The 22,360-nt window shown below is 52.3% G+C and carries 19 protein-coding genes; 13 read left to right on the top strand and 6 right to left on the bottom strand.

The window, feature by feature from the left end:
* Nucleotides 1-373: 373 nt before the first annotated feature.
* From LVJ88_RS03705 to ftnA, 3 genes are all read left to right on the top strand, one after another.
* Nucleotides 374-1,897, top strand: coding sequence for a helicase HerA-like domain-containing protein (locus tag LVJ88_RS03705; protein ID WP_085418636.1), 1,524 nt, complete (start codon nt 374-376; stop codon nt 1,895-1,897).
* Between the two features lie 247 nt (nt 1,898-2,144).
* Nucleotides 2,145-3,041 (top strand): tyrosine-type recombinase/integrase, encoded by an 897-nt coding sequence (locus tag LVJ88_RS03700; protein ID WP_085418637.1) that lies wholly within the window; start codon nt 2,145-2,147, stop codon nt 3,039-3,041.
* Between the two features lie 391 nt (nt 3,042-3,432).
* Nucleotides 3,433-3,933, top strand: coding sequence for a non-heme ferritin (ftnA, locus tag LVJ88_RS03695; protein WP_054598944.1), 501 nt, complete (start codon nt 3,433-3,435; stop codon nt 3,931-3,933).
* Nucleotides 3,934-3,991: 58 nt separating this feature from the next.
* Here the strand turns inward: ftnA and rpoH are convergent, their stop codons facing one another.
* From rpoH to LVJ88_RS03680, 3 genes are all read right to left on the bottom strand, one after another.
* On the bottom strand, nt 3,992-4,855 hold the full coding sequence (rpoH, locus tag LVJ88_RS03690; RefSeq protein WP_054598943.1) for an RNA polymerase sigma factor RpoH: 864 nt from the start codon (nt 4,853-4,855) through the stop codon (nt 3,992-3,994).
* A 292-nt stretch (nt 4,856-5,147) separates the two neighbouring features.
* On the bottom strand, nt 5,148-6,692 hold the full coding sequence (gene lnt, locus LVJ88_RS03685) for an apolipoprotein N-acyltransferase (protein WP_085418638.1): 1,545 nt from the start codon (nt 6,690-6,692) through the stop codon (nt 5,148-5,150).
* Between the two features lie 132 nt (nt 6,693-6,824).
* Nucleotides 6,825-7,703, bottom strand: coding sequence for a DUF808 domain-containing protein (locus LVJ88_RS03680; protein WP_085356265.1), 879 nt, complete (start codon nt 7,701-7,703; stop codon nt 6,825-6,827).
* 237 nt (nt 7,704-7,940) lie between these two features.
* Between LVJ88_RS03680 and LVJ88_RS03675 the strand changes: the two genes are divergently transcribed.
* The 5 genes from LVJ88_RS03675 to LVJ88_RS03655 all read left to right on the top strand — a co-directional run bounded on the left by LVJ88_RS03675 (nt 7,941) and on the right by LVJ88_RS03655 (nt 13,317).
* Nucleotides 7,941-9,671: a potassium/proton antiporter gene (locus LVJ88_RS03675; RefSeq protein WP_244694195.1), complete on the top strand. Its 1,731-nt coding sequence runs from the start codon at nt 7,941-7,943 to the stop codon at nt 9,669-9,671.
* Nucleotides 9,672-9,737: 66 nt separating this feature from the next.
* Nucleotides 9,738-10,640, top strand: coding sequence for a DMT family transporter (locus LVJ88_RS03670; RefSeq protein ID WP_085418640.1), 903 nt, complete (start codon nt 9,738-9,740; stop codon nt 10,638-10,640).
* A 27-nt stretch (nt 10,641-10,667) separates the two neighbouring features.
* Nucleotides 10,668-11,024 carry a SpoIIAA family protein gene (locus LVJ88_RS03665; protein WP_085356262.1) on the top strand — a complete coding sequence of 119 codons (357 nt, stop codon included), beginning with the start codon at nt 10,668-10,670 and terminating at the stop codon, nt 11,022-11,024.
* Between the two features lie 215 nt (nt 11,025-11,239).
* A complete protein-coding gene (gene aroC / locus LVJ88_RS03660; RefSeq protein ID WP_416171755.1) occupies nt 11,240-12,445 on the top strand; it encodes a chorismate synthase in 1,206 nt (401 codons plus the stop codon).
* 413 nt (nt 12,446-12,858) lie between these two features.
* Nucleotides 12,859-13,317, top strand: coding sequence for a ProQ/FINO family protein (locus LVJ88_RS03655; RefSeq protein ID WP_085418644.1), 459 nt, complete (start codon nt 12,859-12,861; stop codon nt 13,315-13,317).
* A 258-nt stretch (nt 13,318-13,575) separates the two neighbouring features.
* Here the strand turns inward: LVJ88_RS03655 and LVJ88_RS03650 are convergent, their stop codons facing one another.
* A complete protein-coding gene (locus LVJ88_RS03650) occupies nt 13,576-14,382 on the bottom strand; it encodes a DUF4198 domain-containing protein (protein ID WP_085418645.1) in 807 nt (268 codons plus the stop codon).
* A gap of 318 nt (nt 14,383-14,700) precedes the next feature.
* On the opposite strand from LVJ88_RS03650, the gene purN reads away from it, so the two are divergent.
* Both purN and LVJ88_RS03640 read left to right on the top strand, forming a co-directional pair.
* Nucleotides 14,701-15,327, top strand: a complete 627-nt coding sequence (purN, locus tag LVJ88_RS03645) for a phosphoribosylglycinamide formyltransferase (protein ID WP_085418658.1) — start codon at nt 14,701-14,703, stop codon at nt 15,325-15,327.
* A gap of 23 nt (nt 15,328-15,350) precedes the next feature.
* Nucleotides 15,351-16,019, top strand: coding sequence for a DUF3108 domain-containing protein (locus LVJ88_RS03640; RefSeq protein ID WP_085418646.1), 669 nt, complete (start codon nt 15,351-15,353; stop codon nt 16,017-16,019).
* Nucleotides 16,020-16,109: 90 nt separating this feature from the next.
* On the opposite strand, the gene kdsA is transcribed toward LVJ88_RS03640, so the two are convergent.
* Both kdsA and panD read right to left on the bottom strand, forming a co-directional pair.
* Nucleotides 16,110-16,952: a 3-deoxy-8-phosphooctulonate synthase gene (gene kdsA, locus LVJ88_RS03635; protein ID WP_054598932.1), complete on the bottom strand. Its 843-nt coding sequence runs from the start codon at nt 16,950-16,952 to the stop codon at nt 16,110-16,112.
* A gap of 74 nt (nt 16,953-17,026) precedes the next feature.
* Nucleotides 17,027-17,410 carry an aspartate 1-decarboxylase gene (panD, locus tag LVJ88_RS03630; protein ID WP_054598931.1) on the bottom strand — a complete coding sequence of 128 codons (384 nt, stop codon included), beginning with the start codon at nt 17,408-17,410 and terminating at the stop codon, nt 17,027-17,029.
* A 217-nt stretch (nt 17,411-17,627) separates the two neighbouring features.
* Here panD and mnmA point away from each other — a divergent pair, with 217 nt between their 5' ends.
* The 3 genes from mnmA (at nt 17,628) to LVJ88_RS03615 (ending at nt 22,213) form a co-directional block, all read left to right on the top strand.
* Complete coding sequence (mnmA, locus tag LVJ88_RS03625) at nt 17,628-18,728, top strand: tRNA 2-thiouridine(34) synthase MnmA (protein ID WP_085418659.1); 1,101 nt, start codon at nt 17,628-17,630, stop codon at nt 18,726-18,728.
* A gap of 65 nt (nt 18,729-18,793) precedes the next feature.
* Nucleotides 18,794-20,464, top strand: a complete 1,671-nt coding sequence (locus LVJ88_RS03620; RefSeq protein ID WP_085418647.1) for an AMP-binding protein — start codon at nt 18,794-18,796, stop codon at nt 20,462-20,464.
* Nucleotides 20,465-20,584: 120 nt separating this feature from the next.
* Nucleotides 20,585-22,213 (top strand): CTP synthase, encoded by a 1,629-nt coding sequence (locus LVJ88_RS03615; RefSeq protein WP_085389683.1) that lies wholly within the window; start codon nt 20,585-20,587, stop codon nt 22,211-22,213.
* Nucleotides 22,214-22,360: the final 147 nt, after the last annotated feature.

Genomic DNA, 22,360 nt, shown 5'->3' with positions numbered 1-22,360 from the left:
ACACAATACTGTAAAAAATAGTTGCACTATTTGTTTAACTTTGTTAAGATTCGTTTCGTAGCAAGGCCGTTAATTCAGCCGGTTTACATTCCTTTTCATCGATTCTTTTTTTAAGGCCATCTGCTTGATTTCAGATGGCCTCTATTTTTGCGCGCTGCGCTTTCTCTACAAGATTCGACCTTTAAAAGATTTTTACTCATCTGCATACTCCCGCCATTTTTCAAATGGCCGTCAGGCCGTCTGAAAAACCGCTATAACCAATCAACACATTTTAGTAATCGAAACAGCAAACATCACTGAAGAGCCGTTTGCGCCTTGCACCGATTCATAAGACAATATGTGCATCTTCATTCAACCTATCAAGGACATTCTGATGACCACTTTCCCCATCGCCCGTTCAGACGGCAACACGCTGGAAATACAAGGCAAAATGGCTAACCGCCACGGCCTGATCGCCGGTGCGACCGGTACGGGCAAAACCGTTACCCTGCGCCGCATGGCCGAAGCCTTCAGCGAAGCGGGCATTCCCGTGTTTCTGGCCGACGTGAAAGGCGATTTGTCGGGCATCGTGAACGCAGGCAGCGACAGCGGCAAAGTGGCCGAGCGCATTGCCGAATTCGGTTTGGGCAGCGGCTGGCTGCAAGGCTTTCCCGTGCGCTTTTGGGATGTGTTCGGCGAAACCGGCATTCCTGTGCGCGTAACCATTTCCGAAATGGGGCCGATGCTGCTCGCACGTTTGATGAATCTGAACGACACACAGGAAGGTTTGCTCAATCTGGTTTTCCGCGTGGCCGACGATAACGGTTGGCATCTGATTGATTTGAAAGACTTGCGCGGTATGCTCAAACACGTCGCAGACAATGCCGCCGAATACCGCAGCCAATACGGCAACGTATCACCGGCCAGCGTCGGCGCGGTGCAGCGGCAATTGCTGACACTTGAAAACGAAGGGGCGGCAAACCTCTTCGGCGAGCCTGCGCTCAATCTGGAAGACTGGATGCAAACCGAAGGCAGCAAAGGCGTGATCAATATCCTGAATTCCGAAAAACTGATGCGCTCGCCGCGTATGTATAGCGCGTTTCTGCTGTGGATGTTGGCCGAATTGTTTGAAACCCTGCCCGAAGTGGGTGATTTGGAGAAGCCGAAATTCGTGATGTTTTTTGACGAAGCGCATTTGCTGTTCGACAACGCCCCCGCCGCGCTGGTGGAACAAATCGAACAAGTGGTGCGTCTGATTCGTTCGAAAGGCGTGGGCGTATATTTCGTTACCCAAAACCCGCTCGACCTGCCCGACACGATTTTAGGCCAGCTCGGCAACCGCGTGCAGCATGCTTTGCGGGCGTTCACGCCGCGCGACCAAAAAGCTGTGAAAGCCGCCGCCGAAACCTTCCGCACCAATCCGAAAGTCAATGTGGTGGAAGCGATTGCCGAACTCGGCGTAGGCGAGGCGCTGGTATCGTTTTTAGATGAAAAAGGCATGCCGATGCCGGTGGAGCGTGCATTGGTGTTGCCGCCGCAATCCAACCTGACCCCGTTGGCCGCAGCCGAACGCGACGGGAAGTTCCAAAAAGATATTCTCTACCGCCACTATAAAGACATGGTAGATAACTATTCCGCTTACGAAGCGCTGGCCGAACGGGAACAGCAGCAGGCGGAAGCCAAGCAGGCCGAAGCGGCGGCAAAGGAACAAGCCAAAGCGGAAAAAACAGCGGCAGCGCAGCCGCAAAAAGACGGCATTGTCGACGGCTTTTTAGGCGGTTTGTTCGGCGGCCGCAAAAAAACCAATCAAGGCGCGGCTTATAATTTGGCCGACAGCGTGGGTGATCAGATCAACAAGCAGGTAACGCGCGCCATTTCGCGCAGCGTGATGGGCGTGATTAAAAACATACTGAAATAAATAAAGAGGCCGTCTGAATATCATTATTCAGACGGCCTCAACGTACCGGCCACACTGTGTTATAACCAACTAACACATTTTTAATACAATGCGGCAAGCCGTAAACAGTACAAGTTATGCCGCTTTAGCGGCTTACAACAATCGTTCTCTTTGAGCTAAGGGCAGCAACGTTTTAGTAAAAGTTAAGTTGATTGACTATATACCACATCAAGCCTTTCCAGCGCCTTTTTCGCCGAAGCTTCAAACCATGCAGATTTCCCGTTTTTTCGACCATCAAGACAACTATCTCCAAACCCTGACGCAACAAGGAAAATCCGCGCATACAGTTGCCGCCTACCGGCGCGATTTAACCCAGCTTGCAGGCTTGTTCCCCCCTGATTCACACAACGAATCTGCGTCCCGCAAACACTTCGTTGCCGCACTGAAAAACCTGTCGCAAAAAAATACCGGCGAACGCAGCATGGCCAGAAAACTATCCGTCTGGCGGCAATATTGCGCTTGGTTGGTGCAGCAAGGGCTGATGCAGGCCGATCCGACCGAAACGCTCAAAGCACCCAAAGCCCCGCAACGGCTGCCCAAGGCTCTGGAGCAGGAAATGCTCAACCAACTGCTCGACCGGCATAGCGGCGACGAACCGCTAAGCATACGCGATCACGCCCTGTTTGAACTGATGTACGGCAGCGGCTTGCGCGTTAGCGAAGTGAACGCATTAAACCTAAGCGATGTGCTGCTGCAAGAAGGCTGGGTGAATGTAACAGGCAAAGGCAGCAAAGAACGCCGCGTACCGTTAACGGCAAAAAGTATCCAAGCCATTGAAGCCTATTTGCCGCATCGCATTGCTTCGGCCGATGAATCTGCTTTGTTTACCAACCGCTTGGGCAAACGTCTCGGCGTACGTCAGATTCAAAACCGTTTGCGCGACTGGGCCTTGGCGCAAGGCAGCACGCAACACATTTCCCCGCACATGCTGCGTCACAGCTATGCCAGCCACCTTCTCCAGTCGGCACAAAACATCCGGGCGGTACAAGAACTGCTCGGCCACAGCAGTTTATCGACCACCCAAATTTATACCAAACTGGATTTCGATCACTTGGCAAAGGTATATGACGACGCCCATCCGCGCTCCAAACGCAAAAAAAAGTAGCCGCACGTTTCTTGGCTCAAACAGTCATGCTCTCCAAATATTGAATACAACAACACCAAACAGGCCGTCTGAAAATTCAGACGGCCTCAAATCACCACATCCCGCTACGGGTATTTTTCAAAACGCTTACCCAACTTTAATCAAATGATAACCTATATCATTTTTTAATTAATCTGAATGTGTTATCTTTGTATGTACGGATATTTCCGGCACCATAACATTCAAAGATAAAAGCGGAATCATCGCCTTACCACACCAACGCAGTTCATAAAAACTTAGCCAATAACAACAGCAATCTTCTCGGACGCATTTTTAACAAGCCGCCCGCCCTATTGCACACACCACCGTTTTTCAACCATTTCCCCTCAACCCTTTACAAAGGAGTGATGTCATGTTGTCTGAAAAAATCGTCAAACACCTGAACGAGCAGTTAAATCTTGAGTTTTATTCTTCCAACGTATATCTGCAAATGTCTGCTTGGGCCGACAGCAAAGGATTTGAAGGTGCCGCGGCATTTTTAAAAACACATGCGGCCGAAGAGATGGAACACATGCACCGGCTTTTCGACTACCTGAGCGAAACCGGCTCCATGCCTGAAATCGGTACGATTCCCGCTCCGAAAACCAACTACAAGGGCTTGAAAGAAATGTTTGAAGCCGTGTATAAACACGAAAAAATGATTACGCAGAAAATCAATGAATTAGTGGAAGCTACTTTTAGTGAAAAAGACTATTCGTCTTTCAACTTCCTGCAATGGTATGTGTCGGAACAACACGAAGAAGAACGCTTGTTTAAGTCGATTTTGGACAAAATCAATTTGGTAGGCAACGACGGTAAAGGTCTGTATCACGTTGATAAAGACTTGGCCGGATTGGTAGCTGCAGGCAAATAAGCCTGATACGGCAAAGGCCGTCTGAAAATTCAGACGGCCTTTTTACATCATTCAAACCTTAAACAGTTTCTTCCGCGTCTTCAGAAAGATAACCGCGCAGCTTCTGCATTGCTTTGGCCTCGATCTGACGGATACGTTCGGCAGACACACCGTATTCGGCAGCCAAATCGTGCAAAGTCAAACCGCCGTCGTCTTGCAGCCAACGGGTTTCTACGATGCGGCGGCTGCGGTCGTCGAGTTTGGCCAATGCGTTTTGCAGACCTTCGGTTTGCAGGGCATAGTGGGCTTTCTGCTCGATTTGCTGGGTCGGCTCGCTGTCGTTGTCGGCCAACCAATCAATCGGGGCGAAGCTGTCTTCGTCGTCGCTGTTTTCGGCAAGAATACCGATATCGCGACCGGTCATGCGCTGTTCCATTTCCAGCACTTCCGAAAGTTTCACGCCCAAATCATCGGCGATTTCCTGTGCTTCTTTGGGCGACAGGGCATTCAGGTTTTTACGCATGCTGCGCAGATTGAAAAACAGCTTGCGTTGCGGCTTGGTGGTTGCCACACGCACCAAACGCCAGTTGCGCAGAATAAATTCGTGAATCTCTGCTTTAATCCAATGTACGGCAAATGAAAACAAACGTGCGCCGCGGGTGGGTTCGAAACGCTTAACGGCTTTCATCAGGCCGATGTTGCCTTCTTGAATCAAGTCGGCTTGGTTGAGGCCGTAGCCGTCGTAACCGCGTGCAATCGAAACAACCACACGCAAATGTGAAAGAATCAGTTGTTTGGCGGCTTCTAAATCGCCTTTTTGTTGTCTTTCCGCCAATTGGGTTTCTTCTTCGGCAGAAAGCATGGGAATATTGTTTACGGTATGAATGTACTGCTCCAAGCTACCATGGCCGCTGGGGACGGGTAATGCAAAGGCGTTATTCATTGTCATTAGTTGGCTTTCCTTATATTGTGCAAGGCTTGCGGCGGATGCCTGAGCCTCTGTGGTTTACCGGATGCCCGGTTTTCTTATTAAACAGAATTTCCGTGTATGGGTTCAATACATAATAGGTAAAATTTTGTATTTTTGAAATTTTGATTAATTTATAATATTTGAGTGTTTTTATCAAGATTGGTTCACATTAAAACACAGATTATACATATTGTGTGAATTTATCGTTTCAGACGGCCCTTAGATGGTGTGTTTTTACGGCATGCAACAGGCCGTCTGAAAGGTCTTAGTTGCGCCGTTTGCCCCATATAAACAATGCAGCTGCGGCAACTGCCAGCAAAATCACCAAGGGCAGCGAGCCGCCCGTTTTCATATAAGGTGTTTCACCGGTGTAACCTTCGATTTTTCCTTCCAACACCGCTTCGGTATCCGGCACGGTTTGGCTGACGATTCTGCCTTTCGGGTCGATAATCGCGGTGGCTCCGGTATTGGTGGCCCGCACCATGTAGCGGCCAAGCTCCAACGCCCGCGCCTGCGATTGCTGCAAATGCTGGAACATGGCATTGGATTTTCCATACCAAGCCATATTGCTGGCGTTGGCCAGCAGGGTAGATTGTTTGGCCGATGCGATTAATTCGTCGCCGAAACCGTCTTCGTAACAAATATTAAATGCAACTTTCTGATTGGCCATCTGAAACGGGGTTTGGATATCGCCGCCGCGTTTGAAATCGGCCAAAGGCATGTTCATCAATTGATACAGAGGCTCGGTGAGCCACGGCAGCGGTTTGTATTCGCCGAAGGGCACCAAATGGTTTTTGGCGTAGTACGGAATACGGTCGGGGGTTTGGTTGTTGAATTGCGAAAGGTTGATAACGGCGTTTTCATAGTCGCGGCCGTCTGAAGTGTATTGGCTGATGCCTACGGCCAATGCGCTGCCGTTAGACCGTGCCTGTTCGGCAAATTGGGCAATTAGACCATCGGGCAAATCCTGCCGCATCATGGGGATGGCGGTTTCGGGCAAAATAACAATGTCGGCGCGGCTGCCCGCCACTTGTTCGTAATAACGCTCAACCGTGGGCCAGAATTGCTCGGGCGTCCATTTTAATGTTTGCGGGATATTACCCTGTGCCAAGGCAACGGTGGCGGAACTGCCGTTTGGCCGGGTAAATTCGATCTGTTTGGCTGCATAACCTGCCAACAATACTGCCGCCAATGCGCTTGCGGCCACGGCACGTTGTTTCAGACGGCCTTTGCCGTCCAACAGCAACACCAGCCATGCGCCGGTGAAAGCGGTGGCCAGCGTAACCAAATGAATGCCGCCCAATGGTGCGAAACCGGCCAAAGGGCTGTTTTCGGCAATCTGCGAATAACCCAGCGCGCCCCACGCAAAGCCGGTAAGCAGGCGTTCGCGGGCAAATTCGGTTATCGTCCATACTATCGGCAGCACCAAGCCGATACGCACACTTCGCGGGAGATTGAATTTTCCGGCCAGCCAAAAAGCGGTAGCAGGATACAAAGCCAAAAAAGCCGGCAGCAGAAAGGTTAAGGGAACGGCATACAGATTGGGCAAGCCCGACACGGTATGCAGTGCCGTGTGAATCCAATAAAACTGTGCGGTGTAGCCGATCAAGCCGAAGAGATAAGCACTTCTCGCCGCATAATGCGGGCGCAGCTCGGTGAGCTTGATTAAAGCACCGAACAGTAAAGGCATCAGCCAAAAATGGTAATACGGTGCGAATGTTAAAGGAGTGGCGGCGGCGATGGCTGTCAGCAACGGCCAATAAACCGCGGGTTTCCGCCATATGGTTTCGGCTTGGTAAAAAACATTCATAAGATGTGTTTGGCTCGGATTGGGTTGGGATGGGCACAAGGCTTGGCAATGTATTGCCGATGCCTGAAAACGGTTGCCATTAAGATTTGAGGCCGTCTGAAAACATGATTCAGACGGCCTTTAATAAATTGTTTAATGCGCCGCTTTTTTACCGAACAGCTTCATGGCCGGCAGCACCACGGCACACACCGCCGCACCGGTCAGCAGGCCGACGAGCAACGTGGCGGGATAGCTGGCCAAGCCTTCGACCACACCGTATTTTTCAAGCAGGTGGTGAACGAAGTCGATGTTGTGAACAATGATTCCGCCGCCCACCAAAAACATCGCCAACATGCCGACTACGCTTAAAGCACGCATAAACCACGGCATAAACAGGATAATGCCTTTACCCAACGCACGGGCGGCGGTGCTGGTTTTGTTCATCAGCCACATGCCGAAATCGTCCATCTTCACAATGCCGGCCACCAAACCGTACACCAGCACCGTCATGCCGATACCGATAACCGACAACACCAGCGATTTGGTCAGCACGCCGTAGCTGCCCACCACACCCAACGCAATAATGATGATTTCGGCCGACAAAATAAAATCGGTGCGGATGGCGCCTTTGATTTTGGTTTTTTCATCTACGATTTCATCGCCCACCGCCGCATTGTGATCATGACCGCTGTGTTTGTTTAAAAACTTGTGCAGCAGTTTTTCCACCCCTTCAAAACATAAAAACGCCCCGCCGATAACCAGCAGCGGTTTGATCAGCGACGGTATGAAGATAGACAAAAGCAATGCCGCAGGAACCAAAATCACTTTGTTAATCATCGAACCTTTGGCGACAGCCCACACAATCGGCAGCTCGCGCTCGGCCGAAACGCCGGTAACTTGGTTGGCGTTCAAGGCCAAATCGTCGCCTACCACGCCTGCGGTTTTTTTCGCCGCCATTTTGGTCATCACTGCCACGTCGTCCAATACCGAGGCAATATCGTCAAGCAAAGTAAAAAGAGAGGCAAAGGCCATAAGTGTTTCCTGAACAACAAGTTTGAAATAGCGCGCATTATAGCCGATTTCGGCATTTTGTTTTCAGACGGCCCGACCAATGGTTGGCAGGCCGTCTGAACCGCATAGCGCGGCAAATGCCTGAAACCGCACGCCGGAAGTGCTGCATCCGCCTTTCCAAGCCGCCTGCTCTCACGGGGAATATAGTGTTTTGTGCTAAAATACCGCCGTTTTACCGCATACTACACACACAACATTATGGACGGAATCAACACCTTATTCTTACTGGCGGGATTGCTGCTGTTTCTCAGCGTTGTTTCCACCACACTTTCAGCCCGGCTGGGGCTGCCGCTGTTATTGATGTTTCTCGGCGTCGGCATGTTGGCCGGCGAAGACGGTATCGGCGGAATCGCCTTTAACAACTTTGTTACCGCCACTTTAATCGGGCAACTTTCTTTAGCCGTGATCCTGCTCGACGGCGGCCTGCGCACCAAGCTCGACAGCTTCCGCATCGCACTCAAACCCGCTTCGGTGTTGGCCAGCTGGGGCGTGATTGCCACCGTGGCACTATTAGGCATTTTTGCCACACTTTATATGGATGTGGATTGGCGGCTGGGTATTTTAATGGCCGCCATTGTCGGCTCTACCGATGCCGGTGCCGTATTCAGCCTGCTGCGCAACAGCGGCGTGCGCTTAAACGAACGGGTGCAGGCCACTTTGGAAATCGAATCGGGCGCCAACGACCCGATGGCGATTTTTCTCGTAACGGCATTAATCGCCCTAACCATGAACCCCGAAGAAGCGGGCGTATTTGCATTTTTATGGATGCTGGTGCAGCAGCTCGGTTTCGGTCTGCTGTTGGGCTTTATCGGCGGTAAAATCCTTTCCCGCCTCACCCGCCGTCTGAATTTGGCAGAAGGCCTGTATGCCCTGATGATTGTTTCAGGCGGCCTGTTGATTTTTGCCTTTACCAACCTGATCGGCGGCAGCGGATTTTTAGCCGTTTATCTGGCAGGCATCATCGTAGGCAACCGCCACAGCCACGCCACCGAGCATGTTTTACGCGTGATGGACGGTTTGGCATGGTTGGCACAAGCCAGCATGTTTGTGGTGCTGGGTCTGCTGGTTACGCCTTCCCGCCTGCTCGAACACGGTTTGGACGCATTGGCGATTGCCGCCTTCCTAATGCTGGTTGCCCGCCCGCTTGCCGTGGCCAGCGGCATTTGGAAATTCCACTACAACATGCGCGAAATGGCCTACATCAGCTGGGTAGGCTTGCGCGGTGCCGTGCCGATTACCCTTGCCATGATGCCTTTGGTGATGGGCGTGCCTAATGCGCGGCTGCTGTTCGATGTGGCTTTTGCCGTGGTGATTTTGTCGTTATTGATTCAGGGCACAACCATTCCGATTGTCGCCCGCTGGCTGAAAGTAACCGTGCCGCCCAAACCCGAGCCGAAAGACAGCCGCGAGATATGGCTTTCCGAAAGCGAATCGGTGCCGCTTTTGGCTTATGAAGTGGTTGCCGATTCGGATGCGGAAGGCATGCACCCCGACGAAGTGGCCCAAGATTTAGACTTGCTTTCCACCCGCTGCTTCGCCCTCATCCGCAACGACAAACGCGAAGAGCTGGGGCTGGATACCCGCTTGCAGGCAGGCGATATTGCTTGGTACATCGTGCCGCCCGAACAAGTGGATACCATCGCCAAACGCTTTTCCGAAACCGGCAACTCCGTGCGCGTCAACTTCAACTTCTTCGGCGAATTCGTGGTCAATCCCGCCAGCATGGCCGGCGACCTGGCCGATGCTTACGGGCTGCGGCTGGAAGAAGAAGAACGCAACCTGACTTTGCGCGGGCTGTTTAAAAAACGCTTCGAAGGCAATGTGCCCGTAGAAGGCGACCGTATCCACATCGGCGATTTCATCTTAACCGTGAAAGAGCTTGAGCAAGACGGTTCAATGAAATGGCTGGGCTTGAAATGCCCGAGCTGAACGAATGCTAACCGGGCCGTCTGAACACTTTCAGACGGCCTGCCTTTTTGCCGAAACTGCAAACCCATGAACACAACCGCCCACCCTCCATACAAAGACCCGCTCGGCTCAGGCTGGATGATTATTGCTGCCGTCTGCTTTACCCTGATGAACCTTTTGGTAAAAAGTGCCTCGCAAAAATTCTCTCTCGGCACCGGCGAACTGGTATTTTGGCGGATGGGTTTCGCCGCCCTTTTTCTCGGCATCAGTGCCAAAGCACAAGGCAAAAGCTTCCGCACACCGCATTGGAAAGCGCATTTGAACCGCAGCATATCCGGCACCTTGGGTATGCTGTGCATTTTTTACGCCATCATGCACTTGCCGCTGGCAACCGGCGTAACCCTCGGCTACACCTCTTCGATTTTTCTTGCCGTTTTATCGTTTATTGTTTTAAAAGAAAAAATTTCTTCCTACACAGCGGCCGTGCTGGTTTTGGGCTTTATCGGCGTAGTCGTGCTGCTCAACCCTTCTTTTCAAAGCGGGCAGGAATTTGCCGCCTTAGTCGGCCTGTGCGGCGGCCTGCTTGCCGCTTGGGCTTATCTGCTCGTGCGCGAACTTTCGCTGCTGGGCGAACCGGGTTGGCGGATTGTGTTTTACCTTTCTGTGGTCGGCATGGCTTTATCGAGCGTATGGGCTACATATACCGGCTGGCACAGCCTTTCATGGCAAACCCTGCCCCATCTCGTCGGCATCGGCCTTTCCGCCATGATTGCCCAACTGTGTATGACCCGCGCTTATAAAGTAGGCAAAAAATTCACCGTAGCATCTCTTTCTTATTTAACAGTTGTCTTTTCCTCACTTGCAGGCGTTTGGTTTTTGGGCGACAAAATCAGCTGGCAGGAAGTTCTGGGAATGGGTATTATTGTGGCAAGCGGTATCTTGAGCAGCCTAAACCCTTCACGGCTGCGCACATTCAGATTATCTAAATAACCAACTGCAATTTAAAAGGAGTGCATGATGATTTCCATCCGCGAACAGGATTATGGTTTGAATGTGGCTCTGTATAACGAGTTTACAGTGGAAGACTTTTATGAATTTGAACGTGCCGCGCTCGAATGCACACAAAAAATCCACCGCCCCGATATGCTGCTCGATTTAAGCATGCTTAAAGATTTCACCATCGACATGGCTATCGAACAGCTGAAATTCATGCGTGAACACGAAGACGACTTCGGCCGCATCGCCATCGTGGTAGACGACGTATGGATCAAACTGGGCACCCGCCTCTCCAGCCTGATTACCCAACAGCATCCCAAATATTTCGATGATGCCGCATCTGCCCAACAATGGCTCCAGCAGGCCCGCTCCGAATAAGTCCGTATCATTTTAAGCCCGCAACCGCTGCCCTGCCGATCAAGCCGCAGCGGTTTTGTGTTTTACAGCAAACTCCTTCCCAAACGCATACGGCGATTTCGCCCGCCCCACTCCGTTTCAGACGGCCTGATACCTTTGTAAAACCCTCAGATGCGGATGCAGTTCAAGGCGTAGCAGCACAGCGAGTGCAGACATATCATACAGATAGGCAAACGATCGGGCAGCGCACAACGCAGAAATGCGCCGCAAATGAGGGTTTTGCAAAGGTCTCGGCCTTTTATGCTACACTTGCCGCCAATATCCACTTTCCCACATCAAAAATCATGGCAGGCAATACATTCGGACAACTCTTCACCGTAACCACTTTCGGCGAAAGCCACGGCCCCGCATTGGGCTGCATCATCGACGGCTGCCCGCCCGGGCTTGCATTAAACGCCGCCGACATCCAAACCGACCTCGACCGCCGCAAGCCCGGCACCAGCCGCCACGTTACCCAACGGCGCGAAGCCGACGAAGTGGAAATCCTTTCCGGCGTATTTGAAGGTAAAACCACCGGCACCCCGATTGCCCTGCTCATCCGCAACACCGACCAGCGCAGCAAAGACTACGGCAACATCGCCCAAAGCTTCCGCCCCGGTCATGCCGACTACACCTACTGGCACAAATACGGCATCCGCGACTACCGAGGCGGCGGCCGCAGCTCCGCCCGAGAAACCGCCGCCCGCGTTGCCGCCGGAGCGGTGGCCAAAAAATGGCTGAAAGAACAATTCGGCACCGAAATCACCGCCTACGTTACCCAAGTCGGCGAAAAAACCATCGCCTTCGAAGGCTACGAACACATCGGCAACAATCCTTTCTTTGCCGCCAACCAAAGCCAAATTGCCGAACTCGAAAACTATATGGACAGCATCCGCAAATCGCTGGATTCGGTCGGCGCCAAACTCGCTATCGAAGCCCGCAACGTGCCCGTCGGCTTGGGCGAACCCGTATTCGACCGTTTGGATGCCGACATCGCCCATGCCATGATGTCGATTAACGCCGTCAAAGGCGTAGAAATCGGCGCAGGTTTCGGCTGCATTACCCAGCGCGGCAGCGAACACGGCGACGAACTTACTCCCGAAGGTTTCTTATCCAACCACGCAGGCGGCATCTTGGGCGGCATCAGCACCGGCCAAAACATCACGGCAAACATCGCCGTCAAACCCACCAGCAGCATCGCCACCCCGCGCCGCTCGATTGACATACACGGCAACCCTGTCGAATTGGCTACCCACGGCCGCCACGACCCCTGCGTCGGCCTGCGCGCCGCTCCGATTGCCGAAGCCATGCTTGCCCTGGTGCTGATCGATCATGTCCTGCGCCACCGTGCACAAAATGCCGATGTGAGCGTGAGCACACCCGATATCGCCGCAAACAGGTAATAGACTCGAAAGCCGTCTGAAAACCATTCAGACGGCCTCTCACTTTATTAAAAACAGATATAAAATCTTAGCAAAAAAATCCGCTTTATAATAAAATGCGCAAAATCTTATATTTGTGGCGAACCATCGAGCCTCAGGCGCATCAAACAGTTTTCAGACGGCCTGAGTATGTTCAGGCCGTCTGAATATTACGGGTGTGTTATCAACCGGCAATTTTGCAAAGAGCTTGGCGTGTTTAACCCAAAACCGCTTGCCGTGCAGCAGCGCCGAACCGGCACACCCCTTAAAGCCGAAGCCGTAGCGGACACGCAACCGCCGCCCAACCGCCCGGCACAACACAGCATCTGCCCCTTAAACAAACCGGATGGCCGAATCCGGCATTTAAAACACAAGCTTTACCACAGGAAACCGACATGACGAAGGAAACCGCTTTGGGTGCTGCGCTCAAAACCGCAGTGCAAACCATGAGCAAAAAGAAACAAACCGATATGATTGCCGACTACATCTACAACAAATACGATGTATTCAAACGCTTCAAACCCTTGGCCGTCGGCATCGATCAAGATCTCGTCACCGCCCTGCCGCAATTCGATCCGGCTCTGATTGCCCGCGTATTGGCCAATCATTGCCGCCGCCCCCGCTATCTCAAAGCATTGGCACGCGGCGGCAAACGCTTCGATTTGAACAACCGCTTCAAAGGCGAAGTAAGCCCCGAAGAGCAGGCTGTTGCCCAACAGCATCCGTCAGTACAACAAGCCCTTGCCGCACAAGCCGAGCGTAAAGCTGCGGCGGAAGCGAAAAAAGCCGAGGCACAACCCGAAAACGCTGCGGATAATACCGAGCAAGCCGAGCCTTCTGCTTCTGCCAAATAATCATCTTTATTCTTCTGCTAACAGGCCGTCTGAATACGATTTTTCAGACGGCCTAAAGCTTTTTATCCATAACTTTATAAAAACTCTATAAAACATCCCGCCGTCTGAAAAAAACCGCTTGCCGTTCTGTTTGCAAGCGGTTTCGTTTTTTCAGGTTTAACTTGGGGCCATGGTCAATCAACTTAACTTTATACTACGGCATTGTTGCGCCTTGCCCTAGCAGAAATAAAGTTTTTTTGCCGTAGCCATTCATCCCCGTTAATGTGCCTGATGTCCGATTTGGAAAGTCAGCGTAGTATAGCTGGCGAGTTTTTGGCAGACTTTTTGGTCGGGATAATCCGCCTTGTGCTCCACCATCGCTTTCCAAAAACCTTGGCGCAACGGGATAATATCTACCGTACCGTCGTCACCCGCTTTATCGTAAAACGCCTGCGCTTCCACTTTGTGCGATTTGCTGCGGTCGCTGTTGTCGAAACCGTCGAAAGTGGCCGTTACCACCGCACCCGGCAGCGGTTCGCCGTTAAACAACACGCGCACCTTGAAGCGGTCGCCCACATGAATATTGGCAGGATTATCAAGCGGCACGATTTCCAAACCTTGGCCTACCGGACGGGTAATGATTTTGGTGTCGGCACTTTCATGGCCTACATTCACAATGTTTTTGCCGTACATGCGGGTTTGTTCGCAATAATCGGCATCGGGCATTTCTTTAATGCTGGCCTGCTTCCAACCTGCTTTGTTTTTAGACCAGAAAGTAGGCTGGTATTCGGCTGTCACCAGATAGCTGCCGTCTTTCACCGGCTTTTTGCTTTGGTATTGGTAATTGTGCTCGCCTTTTTGCACCAAATCTTCTTTGCCCTTTTCGGTAACCAGCTGCATCGGTTTGCGGAAAATGTGGAGACGGTCTTTCGCAATCGGTTCCATATCGGGGAACTCGCCATAACCCAATTCCGCTTTCAAAATTTCGCCGCCGTGCGTGTGCGCGGTTTCCACCCATACGCGGTGGGCGTGTGCCGAAGCGGCTGCAAGCAAAGCAGCCAAAGCAAATGCGCTGTATTTTTTCATCTTTTCCTCTCTGAATGGTCGGTATCGGATTGAACAGGTTGTTATAATATAACAAATATCAACCAAAAGAAAAGCCCGCGGCCTGTGTAAAAACTCCTGACAGATAAAGGTTTAAAAAAGATTTCAGGCTGTTTGAAACGGTTCAAACGGCTCTTTCCTCTTGATACAATACGCCTCGGCTTGCCAAGCCGCTCAAGCCGTATGCTGCACGGCAGCAAATTGTTACAACCTTCATTAAAAAGCCGTTAAATTAGGCTAATGCCCTTGCAGCACAACCAATGCGGCGATATGTTAATCCCCTTTCAAGGCCGTCTGAATATGAAAAACATCGTTATCCTGATTTCCGGCAGAGGCAGCAATATGCAGGCCATTGTTGATGCCCAAATCCCCAATGTGCGTATTGCCGCCGTGTTGAGCAACAACGAACACGCCGCCGGTTTGGCTTGGGCGGCGCAGCGCGGTATTGCTACCGACAGCCTGAACCACAAGCAATTTGCCGACCGCTCGGCGTTCGACCGCGCAATGATGGAAAAAATCGATGCTTATCAGCCGGATTTAATCGTGTTGGCAGGCTTTATGCGCATTCTTACCCCCGAGTTTTGCCGCCATTACGAAGGGAGTTTGATCAACATCCACCCTTCCCTGCTGCCCGCCTTCACCGGCCTGCACACCCACGAACGCGCCATCGAAGCGGGCTGCCGCATTGCCGGCTGCACCATTCATTTTGTGACACCCGAACTGGACTGCGGCCCCATAATCACACAAGGCGCCGTGCCGGTGTTCGACGACGACACCGCCGATACACTGGCGGCACGGGTTTTAAAAGTAGAACACCAATTATTTCCACAAGCCGTGGCAGATTTTGCCGCAGGCCGTCTGAACATAAACGGCAACCGCGTTATCCGCACACCTTCGGCCCACATTGAATCCCAACTGCTGGCCTGAATTTTCCGAGAGAGGATCCCATTATGAAAACATTTAGCCTGCCGCTGCTCGCACTCGCTTTGGCCGCTCCCTTATCCGTATCTGCGGCCGAGCTGCCGCAATCGGCCGAACTGAAATATTCGGGCAGCTACGGCATCCCCGCCACCATGACTTTCAACCGCAACGGCAACAGCTACAAAATCGTTTCCCATATCAAAGTGCCGCTGTACAACATCCGCTTTGAATCCGGCGGCACCATTTCCGGCAACCGCCTGATTCCTTCCTACTATAAAGATGTGCGCGGCGGCAAAACCTATGCCGAAGCCAAATTCGGCGGCGGCAAAGTTACCTACGGCAAAGCGGGCGAACAAAAAACCGAAGCTGCTTCCGGCACCACCATGGATTTGTTCACCCTCGCGTGGCAGCTGGCCGCCAACGATGCCTCCCTGCCCTCCGGCCTGCGCATTACCAACGGTAAAAAAATCTACCGTGTCGGCGGCCTGAACAAAACCGGCAGCGGCCAATACAAAATCAGCGGCGGCAGCACCGAAGTGAACAAATACCGCATCCAACGCGGCGACAGCACGGTAAATTACGCTTTTGCACCGGCGTTTAACAACATACCTGCCCAAATCACTTACACCGACGACGGCAAAACCTATGATTTGAAACTGACAAGTATTAAAATCAACGGTCAAGCCGTTAAGCCTTGATGCCTTTGCCTTAAGGATTCAGCCAAAACATAAGGCCGTCTGAAAACTTTTTTCAGACGGCCTTATGTTTATCCAATGGCTTTAGCTGTATCAGTCGATAGCCAGCACCGGAAACGATTTCACTACATCGTCAACCGCTTTCACGCGCACCAAAAAATCTTCCAATTTTGCTAACGGCAGCGCACTCGGGCCGTCGCATTTGGCTTCGTCGGGATTCGCGTGCGATTCCAAAAACAGACCCGCCAAGCGCGTTCCCATGCCTGCGAGTGCCAAATCAAGCACTTGGCTGCGGCGGCCGCCCGATGCGGCGGCACCCGATTCGCGCTGTTGCAGCGAGTGGGTTACATCGAAAATCACCGGCAGATTGCCGCAGGTTTTCTTCATCACGCCGAAGCCGAGCATATCGACCACCAAATTGTCGTAGCCGAATTGTGCGCCGCGTTCGCACAAAATCACTTGCTCGTTACCCGCTTCTTTAAATTTTTCCACGATGTTTTTCATTTGCGAAGGGCTTAAAAACTGCGGCTTCTTCACATTGATAACATTGCCTGTTTTCGCCATCGCCACCACCAAATCGGTTTGACGCGCCAAAAATGCGGGCAGTTGGATGACGTCGCATACTTCGGCAACGGGCTGGCATTGGTACGGCTCGTGCACGTCGGTAATCACCGGCACATCGAATTCTTTTTTCACGGCGGCAAAGATTTTCATGCCTTCGTCCAAACCGACGCCGCGGTAAGAATGGATAGACGAACGGTTGGCCTTGTCGAACGAGGCTTTGAACACATAGGGAATGCCGAGTTTGTCGGTTACTTTAACGTAATGTTCGCAGGCTTTAAGGGTGGAATCCAAATCTTCCAGCACGTTGATGCCGCCGAACAGGGTAAACGGCGCATCGTTGGCTACGGTAATATTTTTGATGTTAACGTTCATGATATGGCCTCGCTTGGTTTGAGGCCGTCTGAAAAATAACAGAGCAATGTTTTCAGACGGCCTTACGGTTTGATTTATAAAACGGTATGCGGCGGTTCGTAATGAATGATGCCGCGGATTTTGTTTTTCTCGTTCACCAAAACCACTTTCGGCTCGTGTTTGGCGGCTTCTTCGCTGCTCATCATCACATACGACATAATAATCACAATATCGCCTTTCTGCACCAAGCGCGCTGCGGCACCATTGAGGCAGATTACGCCGCTGCCGCGCTCGCCGGGAATCGTATAAGTTTCAAGGCGCGCGCCGTTGTTGTTGTTGACGATTTGCACTTTCTCGTTCACGCAAATGCCTGCTGCGTCGAGTAAATCTTGGTCGATGGTGATGCTGCCGACGTAGTTCAAATCGGCTTCGGTAACGGTGGCACGGTGGATTTTGCCGCCGAGCATGGTACGGAACATGATGCGTGTTTCTTTCTATGGTAAAGCGTATGAGATACGGCTTGGGAGGCCGTCTGAAAAAAGGCGCTATTGTACACCCATTAAACCCGTCTTTTTCAACAAATCTTTCCAAGCACTTACCCGCAGCACACGCGCACATGCCGCCGCGGTGGTGATAAACCGCTTAAAAATGTTAAAATCCGCCAATCATTTAAATTATGTTTACACTACCGCAAACATGCACACATCCACTCCGCAAAACATCATCGTCGGCCTATCCGGCGGCGTTGATTCATCCGTAACCGCGTATCTGCTCAAACAGCAAGGCCATCAAGTGCGCGGCGTTTTCATGCAAAACTGGGAAGACGACGACAACGACGAATATTGCAGCATCAAACAAGACTCGTTTGATGCCATCGCCGTGGCCGACATCATCGGCATCGACATCGACATCGTCAACTTCGCCGCCCAATACAAAGACAACGTATTCGCTTATTTTCTCACAGAATATTCGGCAGGCCGCACGCCCAATCCCGACGTATTGTGCAACGCCGAAATCAAATTCAAATGCTTTCTCGACTACGCCATCGAACAAGGCGCAGACGTGATCGCCACCGGCCACTACGCCCGCAAAGAAGTGCGCAACGGCGTGCACTACCTGCTCAAAGGTCTCGACAACAATAAAGACCAAAGCTACTTTTTATACCGCCTCAAACCGCACCAGCTCCAACGCGCCATTTTCCCGCTCGGCGACTTGGAAAAACCCGAAGTGCGCCGCCTTGCCGCCGAGGCCGAGTTGCCGACCGCCGCCAAAAAAGACAGCACCGGCATCTGCTTTATCGGCGAACGCCCGTTCCGCGAGTTCCTGCAACAATACCTGCCCACCGACAACGGCTACATGGTTACGCCAGAAGGCAAAAAAGTAGGCGGACACGTCGGCCTGATGTTCTACACCATCGGCCAGCGCAAGGGTTTGGGCATCGGTGGCGCAGGCGAACCGTGGTTTGTTGCCGGTAAAGATTTGACCCGCAACCAATTAATCGTCGTACAAGGCCACGACCACCCGCTGCTCTACACCAAGAGCCTGACCATGAACGATTTAAGCTGGACACTGCCCGAACGCCCCGCCGAAGGCCGTTACACCTGCAAAACCCGCTACCGCATGGCCGATGCGCCGTGCGAACTGCGCTACATCGACAACGAAACCGCCGAGCTGCTGTTCGACGAACCGCAATGGGCCGTTACCCCCGGCCAATCCGCCGTACTCTACGACGGCGACGTATGCTTGGGCGGCGGCATCATTACGGCTACCGACAAACCCGTTATCATTACACAATAACAGTCAGGCCGTCTGAAAAAGCCAACCTGATTTTCAGACGGCCTCACAACAAGGAAACTCACTTTATGGAAAAAATCTGGCTCCAAAGCTACGAGCAAGGCATCCATGCCGAAATCGACACCGAACGCTACAACTCGATTATCGAAGTGTTTCAAGAAAGCGTAAGCAAACACGGCCATCTGCCTGCTTTTCAAAACATGGGCAAAACCCTCACCTACGCCGAAACCGCCAAGCTGGCCGAAAACTTCGCCTCGTTCCTGCAAAATACCCTCAAACTGCCGCGCGGCGAACGCGTTGCCATCATGATGCCCAACCTGCTGCAATACCCCATCGCCCTTTTCGGTGCCTTGAAAGCAGGCATGATCGTGGTCAACACCAATCCGCTTTACACCCCGCGCGAACTTGAACACCAACTTAACGACAGCGGCGCGACCACCATCGTGGTGCTGGAAAATTTCGCCAACACGCTGGAACTGGTTTTGCCACGCACCAAAGTGAAAAACGTGATTGTCGCCACCGTCGGCGACATGTTCGGGCTGAAAGGCAAATTGATGAACTTTGTGGTACGCAAAGTCAAAAAAATGGTACCCGAATACCGCATCGCCAACATCATTCCTTTTCAGACGGCCTTAAAACAAGGTGCGGCGCATCCGTTCACGCCGGTTACCCTCACCCGCGACGACACCGCCTTTCTACAATACACCGGCGGCACCACCGGCGTGGCCAAAGGTGCCATCCTCACCCACGGCAACATCTGCGCCAATATGCAGCAGGCCGCCGAATGGATTAAAAATTTATTGGAACCCGGCAAAGAAATCGTGATTGCCGCCCTGCCGCTCTACCACATCTTGGCCTTAACCATTAACCTGATGATCTTCACCCAAGCCGGTGCCAAAATCCTGCTGATTACCAATCCGCGCGACATGAAAGGCTTCATGGGCGAATTGAAAAAAGAAAAAATCAGCGTATTCATCGGCGTAAACACCTTGTTTAACGCCATGGTCAACCGCCCCGAACTGGCCGAAATCGACTTTTCCGCCCTCAAACTCACCCTTGCCGGCGGCATGGCCACCCAAAAACCCGTGGCCGAAAAATGGAAAAACATCACCGGCACGCCGATTGTCGAAGCCTACGGCCTCACCGAAGCCAGCCCCGGCGTATGCTGCAACCCGCTCAGCATTCCTTCCTACACCGGCAGCATCGGCCTGCCCGTGCCCTCCACCGAAATCGAACTGCGTGATGCCGACGGCAAAGAAGTACCGGTAGGACAACCCGGCGAAATGTGGGTGCGCGGCCCGCAAGTGATGAAAGGCTATTGGAACCGCCCCGAAGAAACCGCCAAAACCATCGACGGCCGCGGCTTTCTCGAAACCGGCGACATTGCCGTTGTCGACGAAAAAGGCTGGTTCAAACTGGTTGACCGTAAAAAAGACCTGATTGTCGTTTCCGGCTTCAACGTTTATCCCAACGAAATCGAAGAAGTGGTCGCCCACCACGACAAAGTGCTCGAAGTGGCCTGTATCGGCGTAGCCAGCGAAAAAACCGGCGAAGCGCTCAAACTTTTCGTTGTGAAAAAAGACCCTTCGCTTACCAAAGAAGAGCTTATCGCCTTCTGCCGCACCGAGCTGACCGCCTATAAAGTGCCGAAAGACATCGAATTCCGCGACGAATTGCCTAAATCGAACGTCGGCAAAATCCTCCGCCGCGAACTGCGCGAAGAAGCCCAAAAATCTTAACCACATAGCACCGAGAGGCCGTCTGAAAGCAAGCATTATCGTTTTTTCAGACGGCCTCTAAAGTTGAAGGCAAACCCCATTCAAGGTAAAATCACGCATTCAAAACGAGCGGTAAACATCATGACCAAATTTATTTTCGTAACCGGCGGCGTCGTATCTTCACTCGGTAAAGGTATCGCCGCCGCTTCTATTGCCACCATTCTCGAATCGCGCGGCTTGAAAGTAACCATGCTCAAGCTCGACCCCTATATCAACGTCGACCCCGGCACCATGAGCCCCTTCCAGCACGGCGAAGTGTTCGTTACCGAAGACGGCGCGGAAACCGACCTCGACCTCGGCCACTACGAGCGTTTTATCAACTCCACCATGTTCAGGCGCAACAGCTTCAGCGCAGGCCAAGTGTACGAACATGTGATTGCCAAAGAACGCCGCGGCGACTATTTGGGCGGCACCGTGCAGGTTATCCCGCACATCACCGACGAAATCAAACGCAAAATCCACGAAGGCGCGGCAGGCCATGATGTCGCCATCGTCGAAATCGGCGGCACCGTGGGCGACATCGAATCGCTGCCTTTCTTGGAGGCCATCCGCCAAATGCGCAGCCAGCTCGGCCGCAACAACACCCTGTTTGTCCACCTGAGCTACGTTCCCTACATTGCCGCAGCGGGCGAAATCAAAACCAAACCGACCCAGCATTCCGTTAAAGAATTGCGCGAAATCGGTATCCAGCCCGACGTGCTCATCTGCCGCATGGACCGCATCCTGCCCGATGAAGAAAAACGCAAAATCGCCCTCTTCTGCAACGTCGAAGAGCGCGCCGTGGCCGGCAGCTACGACGCCGACAGCATTTACGAAATCCCAGAAATGCTCCACAGCCAAGGCATCGACAACATCATTTGCGAGCAGTTGCAATTAAACGTACAACAGGCCGATTTAACCGAGTGGAAAAAAATCGTTTACGCGATTAAAAACCCGAAACACACCGTTAAAATCGCCATGGTCGGCAAATATGTCGATCTCACCGAATCCTACAAATCGCTCACCGAAGCCCTGAAACACGCCGGCATCCACACCGAAACCGACGTGCAGATTACCTACATCGACAGCGAAGCCATCGAAAAAGAAGGCACCGACTGCCTGAAAGGCATGGATGCCGTTTTAGTGCCCGGCGGTTTCGGTATCCGCGGCGTAGAAGGCAAAATCGCCGCTGTGAAATACGCGCGTGAAAACAAAGTGCCTTATCTGGGCATTTGCTTGGGTATGCAGATTGCACTCATCGAATACGCACGCGACGTTGCCGGCATGGAAGGCGCAAACTCAACCGAGTTCGATCTGAAAACGGCTTATCCCGTCGTTGCCTTAATCGATGAATGGCAAACTGCCGACGGCAGCGTGGAAAAACGCGACGAAAACACCGACTTGGGCGGCACCATGCGTTTGGGCGCACAAGAAGTGGAACTAAAACCCGACAGCCTCGCCGCCAGAATCTACGGCAGCACCGAAATCAAAGAACGCCACCGCCACCGCTACGAAGTCAACAACAACTTCCTGCCGCAGCTCGAACAAGCCGGTTTGGTGATCGGCGGTGTATCCGCAGGCCGCGAGCGTTTGGTGGAAACCATCGAACTGCCCGAGCACCCGTGGTTCTTCGCCTGCCAGTTCCATCCGGAATTTACCTCTACGCCGCGTAAAGGCCACCCGCTGTTTACCGCTTACATTAAAGCGGCTTTGGCCAACAAAAAGGCGTAAGGAAAAACGAAACAGAATTGTTTCAGCCTAATAAAAAAGCTCCCGTTAACAGGGAGCTTTTTTATTGACAACAACTACCCGTTTTATCGGTAGCCTTTGCCGCCATGCCGTCTGAAAGTGAATTTTGTGAGTTTCGCTAAAAGGGCC

The organism is Neisseria dumasiana, assembly GCF_022870885.1.
GTDB classification, from domain to species: domain Bacteria; phylum Pseudomonadota; class Gammaproteobacteria; order Burkholderiales; family Neisseriaceae; genus Neisseria; species Neisseria dumasiana.
This window is presented reverse-complemented; position numbering and strand designations above follow the sequence as displayed.

Coding starts and splice junctions, on each gene's coding strand:
- LVJ88_RS03705 (WP_085418636.1), top strand. CDS start 374: ATGACCACTTTCCCCATCGCCCGTTCAGACGGCAACACGCTGGAAATA.
- LVJ88_RS03700 (WP_085418637.1), top strand. CDS start 2,145: ATGCAGATTTCCCGTTTTTTCGACCATCAAGACAACTATCTCCAAACC.
- ftnA (WP_054598944.1), top strand. CDS start 3,433: ATGTTGTCTGAAAAAATCGTCAAACACCTGAACGAGCAGTTAAATCTT.
- rpoH (WP_054598943.1), bottom strand. CDS start 4,855: ATGAATAACGCCTTTGCATTACCCGTCCCCAGCGGCCATGGTAGCTTG.
- lnt (WP_085418638.1), bottom strand. CDS start 6,692: ATGAATGTTTTTTACCAAGCCGAAACCATATGGCGGAAACCCGCGGTT.
- LVJ88_RS03680 (WP_085356265.1), bottom strand. CDS start 7,703: ATGGCCTTTGCCTCTCTTTTTACTTTGCTTGACGATATTGCCTCGGTA.
- LVJ88_RS03675 (WP_244694195.1), top strand. CDS start 7,941: ATGGACGGAATCAACACCTTATTCTTACTGGCGGGATTGCTGCTGTTT.
- LVJ88_RS03670 (WP_085418640.1), top strand. CDS start 9,738: ATGAACACAACCGCCCACCCTCCATACAAAGACCCGCTCGGCTCAGGC.
- LVJ88_RS03665 (WP_085356262.1), top strand. CDS start 10,668: ATGATTTCCATCCGCGAACAGGATTATGGTTTGAATGTGGCTCTGTAT.
- LVJ88_RS03655 (WP_085418644.1), top strand. CDS start 12,859: ATGACGAAGGAAACCGCTTTGGGTGCTGCGCTCAAAACCGCAGTGCAA.
- LVJ88_RS03650 (WP_085418645.1), bottom strand. CDS start 14,382: ATGAAAAAATACAGCGCATTTGCTTTGGCTGCTTTGCTTGCAGCCGCT.
- purN (WP_085418658.1), top strand. CDS start 14,701: ATGAAAAACATCGTTATCCTGATTTCCGGCAGAGGCAGCAATATGCAG.
- LVJ88_RS03640 (WP_085418646.1), top strand. CDS start 15,351: ATGAAAACATTTAGCCTGCCGCTGCTCGCACTCGCTTTGGCCGCTCCC.
- kdsA (WP_054598932.1), bottom strand. CDS start 16,952: ATGAACGTTAACATCAAAAATATTACCGTAGCCAACGATGCGCCGTTT.
- panD (WP_054598931.1), bottom strand. CDS start 17,410: ATGTTCCGTACCATGCTCGGCGGCAAAATCCACCGTGCCACCGTTACC.
- mnmA (WP_085418659.1), top strand. CDS start 17,628: ATGCACACATCCACTCCGCAAAACATCATCGTCGGCCTATCCGGCGGC.
- LVJ88_RS03620 (WP_085418647.1), top strand. CDS start 18,794: ATGGAAAAAATCTGGCTCCAAAGCTACGAGCAAGGCATCCATGCCGAA.
- LVJ88_RS03615 (WP_085389683.1), top strand. CDS start 20,585: ATGACCAAATTTATTTTCGTAACCGGCGGCGTCGTATCTTCACTCGGT.